This is a genomic window from Arsenicicoccus bolidensis DSM 15745 (assembly GCF_000426385.1).
GTDB lineage: Bacteria > Actinomycetota > Actinomycetes > Actinomycetales > Dermatophilaceae > Arsenicicoccus > Arsenicicoccus bolidensis.
On sequence record NZ_AUFG01000041.1, the window covers coordinates 22,160 to 28,784 of the forward strand.

General features: G+C 67.8%; 6 protein-coding genes. 2 read left to right on the top strand and 4 right to left on the bottom strand.

The window, feature by feature from the left end:
- Positions 1-3: 3 nt before the first annotated feature.
- Positions 4-2,115 (bottom strand): GmrSD restriction endonuclease domain-containing protein, encoded by a 2,112-nt coding sequence (locus K313_RS0116560; protein WP_029212560.1) that lies wholly within the window; start codon positions 2,113-2,115, stop codon positions 4-6.
- A gap of 455 nt (positions 2,116-2,570) precedes the next feature.
- Positions 2,571-3,791: an ATP-binding protein gene (locus K313_RS0116565; RefSeq protein ID WP_029212561.1), complete on the bottom strand. Its 1,221-nt coding sequence runs from the start codon at positions 3,789-3,791 to the stop codon at positions 2,571-2,573.
- A 216-nt stretch (positions 3,792-4,007) separates the two neighbouring features.
- On the opposite strand from K313_RS0116565, the gene K313_RS0116570 reads away from it, so the two are divergent.
- Positions 4,008-4,679: a VOC family protein gene (locus K313_RS0116570; RefSeq protein WP_029212562.1), complete on the top strand. Its 672-nt coding sequence runs from the start codon at positions 4,008-4,010 to the stop codon at positions 4,677-4,679.
- Positions 4,676-5,476, top strand: a complete 801-nt coding sequence (locus K313_RS21510; protein ID WP_029212563.1) for a hypothetical protein — start codon at positions 4,676-4,678, stop codon at positions 5,474-5,476. Before K313_RS0116570 ends, K313_RS21510 begins: the two co-directional genes overlap by 4 nt.
- 168 nt (positions 5,477-5,644) lie before the next feature.
- Here the strand turns inward: K313_RS21510 and K313_RS0116580 are convergent, their stop codons facing one another.
- Positions 5,645-5,992, bottom strand: a complete 348-nt coding sequence (locus K313_RS0116580) for a rhodanese-like domain-containing protein (RefSeq protein WP_029212564.1) — start codon at positions 5,990-5,992, stop codon at positions 5,645-5,647.
- A 459-nt stretch (positions 5,993-6,451) separates the two neighbouring features.
- Positions 6,452-6,625 (bottom strand): DUF1905 domain-containing protein (locus K313_RS24925; RefSeq protein ID WP_156911437.1); only part of this gene is annotated, 174 nt, incomplete at its 5' end.

Here is a 6,625-nt window from a genome sequence, read left to right on the forward strand (position 1 = left end):
CACTCAGGCCCCGAGTGCAGCTGTAGGCCGCTCATGCAGGCCCGTCAGCTGGTGCACCTCGCCGCCCATTTCCAGCGCCCAGAACTCCAAGCCGGTTAGGTTCGTCACGCCGAGCGACCTTGCCGCTTCATCGAGGGAGTCAAACGCCTCGGTCCCATCAATCTGGACCGTGCCGTCGTTCGTGATCACAGCGTCGACCACCCACTCGGGAGCGACCGGGTCGAGCAGGTCACCCGGCTTTAGGACGCCACGCTCCAGCAGTTGCTGCAGGGTGGGTTCGTCCGGGGTGTCAACCTTGGTAGTGGTGGAGACCAACTCGACACCGATGCCCCCGGAGAGCCTCGCGAACGCGTCGCGTATGACCTTCGCCATTAGCTCGCGTCTCTTGCTGAGAAAGTCGTCGTATGCCAACGTTTCCCATCCCGCGGGCAGGGCGTGCCAATACATCTGCTGTTCAAGCCACTTTGCTCCCTTCGAGCGGCTCGCCTTAAGCGGCTCCCAGTACTCGGCCGGCGGCTTGTCGCTGATCAGAATGTTCGTGTTCCAGTCGGTGGGAGCGAAGTTCGCCACCTGGTTGATGCGCTTGATATCCGTGATCCCCAACTGAGACTCCTGGTAAGCGCGGGGGAAGAGGTGGTGGCCCTCTGTGCCCTTCACCTTGGCCAGCGAGGGGTCCATCCAGTCCCTCACGCGGGAGTCGACCATGAACAGGTTCGCATCGAGTATGTTGAGCGCAGCGAGGTAGCACTGGTAGTGGGGGGACAGGCCTGCACCCGAGGTGATGAGTTGCTGCGGCACCGAGTACCGCCAGAAGTCCGGTGTCAGCTGAGCATCGATGATGGCATCGAGCACCTTTACAAAACCAGCGCTGTCGCCCCTCCTCACCTCGGAGAGGCGGTCTATGTCCTTCTGAATCTGCGACTCGGATGACCCCGTGTACCGAGCCGTGAGCTGGGACATGAACAGCCACCTGGCGACAAGGACGCGCAGCGTGGCAAGGTCGACCTTGTACTCGTGCCGACCGAGAAGAAAGATCACGTAGCTGTAGACGATGTTCATCGCCGAGGTGATGTTCTGAGAACTTCGGAAGCCGGCGGCCTGGACGCTATGGATGAACTCGTCCCAGTTGACCGGGTTGGTGACCACCGGCAGAGCGGCCTTGAGCTTGTCCAGCTCCCGGTCTTGCCGCTCAGCGTCGACGTACCCGGTCTTCGTGTCCTTGGCCTGCAGGGCCGCATACGCGTCCTGCAGGCGCCCGCGGCGCTGCCCCAGAGCAACAGCGGCGCGGACGAGGTGTCCGTTGTCGACATTGAGGTAGGGGTTCCGAGCGGTCCACATGATCTTGCGTCCGAGGACCTCAGACGCGTGAGCCGCGCTGATGCGAGAGTTACGGGAGAATTCCTCCATGTCTTCACGCCCCTCGGGCCAGAACACGCTCAGCCAAGTGAGGATGTAGTCGTAGGCCTTGAGCCTGACTCCTTCGGAATTGATGCGCACGAAAACGTCGGCGACCTTCTGCTTGTCGACGCCGGGCTGGATCTGCACTACATCGAACTTGTAGACACCCAGGTTGCTGAGGCGTTGGAACACTCGGTCCAGGTCGTCGTCTACGTCGTCGTTCCATTCCTGCCCAGACTCCCGATACCGGCGCTTGTACGCCTTAGTCGCCTTGATCGGATCGGCGAAAAAGGCCGATACATCTTCAAGCCAGACCGTCTGCTTGGCGAGGACGGGGGTGCGCACCTCGAACTTCTCGCTGAACGGGTTGAAGGCGATCCTGATCTCACGGGATCGGTAGTTCTCGTCCCGGACCGGTGCACCCTTCATCGCCGCGTACAGACTCGTGAGTCGCTGCTGACCGTCGATGATCTGATGCGCCGCTCCCTGGGTAGCGGCCGCCCCGGAGATGGCCCGTGCGCCCTCGGCCGCGGGCACATCCCAGAACATCAAGACACCGACTGGATAGCCCCGGTACATCGAGTCGAACAGATCGCGGACCTTGGTGGCCGGCCACACGAAGGGCCGCTGTAGGTCAGGCAGCCTGATCGTGCCCTGCGCCACACCCTGCACGAGCTGGTCGACTTCCCACGAGACGGTTTTGAAGATGGCTGCCACTGAAGGCCCTTCGCTGTGCGGTTCCTGATACTACGAGTCTAGCGAGACTACCCGGAGGGCCCGTGATGACGTTCGGCCTGCGAGGTGATGGAACGACTCGGTGCGGGGATCGTGCAGGCCGTTGCGTCAGCGACTGTCGTGGAGAGTCGCTTCGCTTCATGGCTGGAGACCACTCACCCATGTAGGTAGGAGTCAGACCTCGGTGAGCTCGTCGACGGCTACGGCCGCCCCGACTAGCCCAGGGCTAGCCCCTCGTTCGCGACCCGTCACCCCCTTAGCTTCGCACGTTCCTCGTGCTACTGGAGGGCGTCCGCTCCCGACGTGTCGACCACGTCGGATAGATTGCCTGGCGTTGCCGTCTCCTTTCTCGTCTTGTCTTGCAGTGTGGTCTCGACGCGCGGCGCGAACCTTGAGGATGCCGCTCACTCGCCGCAGACAACCGTCGCAAACACTGGCTACTCGTCGCCGGTGTGGGCGCGCAGGTAGCGACCGAAGTGGGGCACGGTGAACGCGATGCGCCCGCGCTCCCCCGAGTAGATGAGGCCCTTCTTCATCAGCGCGTCGCGTGCGGGCGACAGGGACTGGGGCTTGCGGCCGAGCAGGGTCGCGACGGCCGAGGTGGCCACGGACTCGGTCTCGTCCAGGGGGTTGCCGGCGTCGCGCTCGGCGAGGGCTACGTCCGCCATGGCGCGCAGGTACTCCCGCTCGGCCGGCGTCGCCCGCTCGTAGCGTGACCCGAAGAAGCCGACGGCCAGCTCCTCCTCGGCCTCCGGCGCCGCGACCTTCACGTCGTCCACGGTGATGGGGGTGGCGGGCGCCGCGTCCCACGCCACCTGGCCGTACGCCTGGATGAAGTAGGGGTATCCCCCTGTCACGGCATACATCTCGGCGAGCGCGTCCTCCGCGAAGGCCGCGTCCTCGGACTCCGCCGGCGACTGCAGCGCCTGGTCCGCCGCGGCCCGCGACAGCCGGTCGATGCGGTTGTAGCGGAAGAGCCTCTCGCTGTAGGACTTCGACGCCGACAGCACCGCCGGCAGGTGGGGCAGCCCGGCACCGACCACGATCAACGGCGACCCCTGCTGGGACAGCTCGTGGCAGGCCGCGCACAGGGCCGACACGTCCTCGGCGTGCAGGTCCTGCATCTCGTCGATGTAGATCGCGATCCCGCGCCCCACGTCCGCCGCGAGTCCCGCACAGTCCGAGAAGAGCTCGACCAGGTCGATCTCGATGTCGCCGGAGTCCGCGCGCCCGGAGCTGGCCGGGACGTCGATGCCCGGGTTCCAGCGGTCGCGGATCTTGGCCTTGGGGTCGACGTCGCGCTGCGCGAACGCCTTGATCACGCCGAGCACCTGGTCGACGTCGTCGCCCTGCGGGTGGCCGAGCTCACGGACGGCCGTGTGCAGGGCGGAGGCGAGCGGGCGGCGCAGGCGCTGGTCGGGCCGCGCCTCGAGCTTGCCCGTCCCCCAGTGAGCCCGGACCGCCGCCGAGCGAAGGGCATTGAGCAGCACCGTCTTTCCGACGCCCCGCAGGCCGGTCAGCACGATCGACCGCTCCGGACGACCCCGCGCCACCCGCTCCAGCACGACGTCGAAGGCTTTCAGCTGCTCGTCGCGCCCCGCCAGCTCGGGCGGTCGCTGGCCGGCACCAGGGGCATAGGGGTTCTTGATCGGGTCCACGCTCGCACCCTATGCGGCCATCTAGCGGCGACCCGAGATCTCGGCATACAGCACCAGCGTGTCGCGGCCCGGCGGCGATCGTCTCGTATGCCGGAGCCTACTTCTGGGCCTAGATACCGCCATACGGCCTGATCAACGGCACGACGACGCGCCCCGACCGACCCACGGGTCGTCGAGCAACCTCCCAGCCTGGTCCCGAAAAGGTAGGTTCGAGGCATGGCTCTCGCACGCTACGTGGACCTCACCATCGACGCCGCCGACACGGCAACGCTGGCGATGTTCTGGTCCCGCGCGCTGGGCCTGCGGATGGAGGGCGATGACGAGAACGGCTTCCGGCTCGTCGGCGACGACGAGACCGACACGGTCTGGATCCGCCCCCGCCTGGCCCCCCGCCAAGAGCGACGACGCGTTCACCTCGACATCTACGCCGCCAACACCGACGACCTCATCGCCGCAGGCGGCACCCTCGTCGACCAGGGCAGCTATCCCTGGGACGTCGCGCTCGACCCCGAGCAGCGCGAGCTCGGCGTCATCGTCCGCCCCAGCGACAAGCGCCGGATGTACCAGGTCGTCGTCGACTCCCCCGACCCCGAGGCCAACGCCGCCTGGTGGGGACGCGTCCTCGACACCCGGATCCACCAGGTCCCCGAGGACCCGGACAGCGCCTTCATCGAGCCGGTGCCGGGCGCGCCGTTCGAGTCCATCGTCTTCGCCCGCGAGACCGAGCCCAAGACGGTCTTCAACTCCATGCGCTTCGCGGTGTCCGCGCAGACACCCGACGTGCTGCTCCTCCTCGGCGCCTCGATGTGCGAGGAGGAGTGCCCCGATCCACGACGGACGTACCTCCGCGATCCGTTCGGCAACGAATTCACCTGGGTGGCACCATGACTCTGCAGACCGGCACGCACCAGTTCACCGGCCGGATCCTCGGCCTCGGCTTCGACGAGGGCACTCGCATCGTCGTCGGGCACTGGTCCCGATCGCCGTTCGGCGACTTCGCCGACGTGATGGTCGAGCGCCGCGACGGGCACCGCATCCTGCTCGCCCCGACGCAGGAGATCGCCGACACCGTGGCCGCGCTCTACACCTTCGACGAGGTGCAGGTCGTGCCGGTCGAGGCGGCGACGCGCGGTCGCGTGCTCACCCTCACCGCCGGACCGCTCGGCCTGTCCGCCACCATCGGCGAGCGCACCTCGCTCGGCAAGGCGCTCGCCATGGTCCCGTCGGCCCTGAGCAGCCGCGCCTGGTGGAGCCGGGTCACCGACCCCATCGCGCAGGCCCTGCTGCGTGGCGTCAGCACCCGCGGCACCACCGCCAACGGCCTGCCTGCCACGTATGGCGCGACCGACGTCCACGCCGTCACGGACGCCACCGCCACGTGGGACGGATCCGACCTGGGCGCGCTCGGGCCGGTGTCGCCGCCCGTGCGGTTCGGCTTCGGCTCCACACCGCCCGAGCCCAGCCTCACCGCCCTGACCACGACCATCGAGGTGCCCGAGCCCGATCCGCTCACCGGCGTCATCGACTGCTGGGGCGTGGGGCCGTTGCGCGACAAGCAGGCCCGCGAGCAGGACGAGGAGTCCGAGGTCTCGCAGGAGGCGCGGGCGGCCCGGGCCGAGGGCGCTGACGGCCTGCTGCCCACGCCGCTCAGCGACGCCAAGCGCGAGGGCGAGCTCCCCCGCTGACCTACCTCAGGTAGTCACATCCACCCGGCTTCGCACCGCAGGTCGATGTGACGAAGTCAGGCTGGTGTGACCAACCCAGGCTGATCCTGCGCTCGTATGACGATGACGCCCGCTAGCGCTGTATAGGGACTGCGCTAGCGGGCGTCATACGGTGTCATCGTCCACTGGTCACATGACGTCGGGGTCGCCGCCCTGCTCGGTGACCAGGGCGCGACCCGCGGCCTTCCAACCGAGCATGCCGTCGGTGAGATTGGCTGCGTCCCAACCGTTCTGGTTGAGCCAAGCGGTTGCGCGCGAGGCCCGGCCGCCACCCCGGCAGGTCACGGGGAGCACGTCGACCTCGGGCAGCTCGCCCCGGCGCTCGGCCAGCTGGTCGAGCGGGATGTGTATGGCGCCCGGCGCGTGGCCGAGGTCCCACTCGTCCTGGTTGCGGACATCGAGGATGACGGCGTCGTCCTCGAGCTCGTCACGGCTGATCTGGGGCACGTCGGGCTGGGCGTCTGCGGGGATCGTCATGGCTCAACCCTGCCATCGCCCCCGCCCCGACCGCCATACGTCGCCCGCGTCCGCGCTCGCAGCGCTGACCCGGCACGCTCACGCACCCCCAACCGTGCATTCCCCGCGCTCGCAGCGCTGACCTGCGTGGGACCCGACGCGCGATGTGAGCTCGGAGCTCACAAAGGTCCGAAAAGGGCAGCTCCGCTCGGCGGTTCGTGCGCTGGCAGCTCACAAACGCCGATGGAGGCGGCCCCGGACGACACGAAGTGAGCCGCGAGCTCACCAACGGTCGCCAGGGAGGTCAATCCCGGCCCCCGGACGACACGAAGTGAGCCGCGAGCTCACGAACGGTCGCCCACGCGGCGAATCCCGCCCGTGGACGGCACAAAGTGAGCCCCGAGCTCACCAACGGTCGCCAGCGCGGCGAATCCCGCCCGTGGACGGCACAAAGTGAGCCGCGAGCTCAGCAACGGTCGGCTAGACGAGCTCGAGGTCGACCTGGACGGAGTCGCCGGCGCCCAGCCTCGACTCCTCGCGCCGGGCCTTGGAGAACGCGATCAGGTAGCGACCGCCCCGGCTCGCGACGGTGGTCTCGAAGGTGTAGCTGCCGTTCAACGTGACCCTGACCTTGGGCCGCTTGCTCTCGCCGAG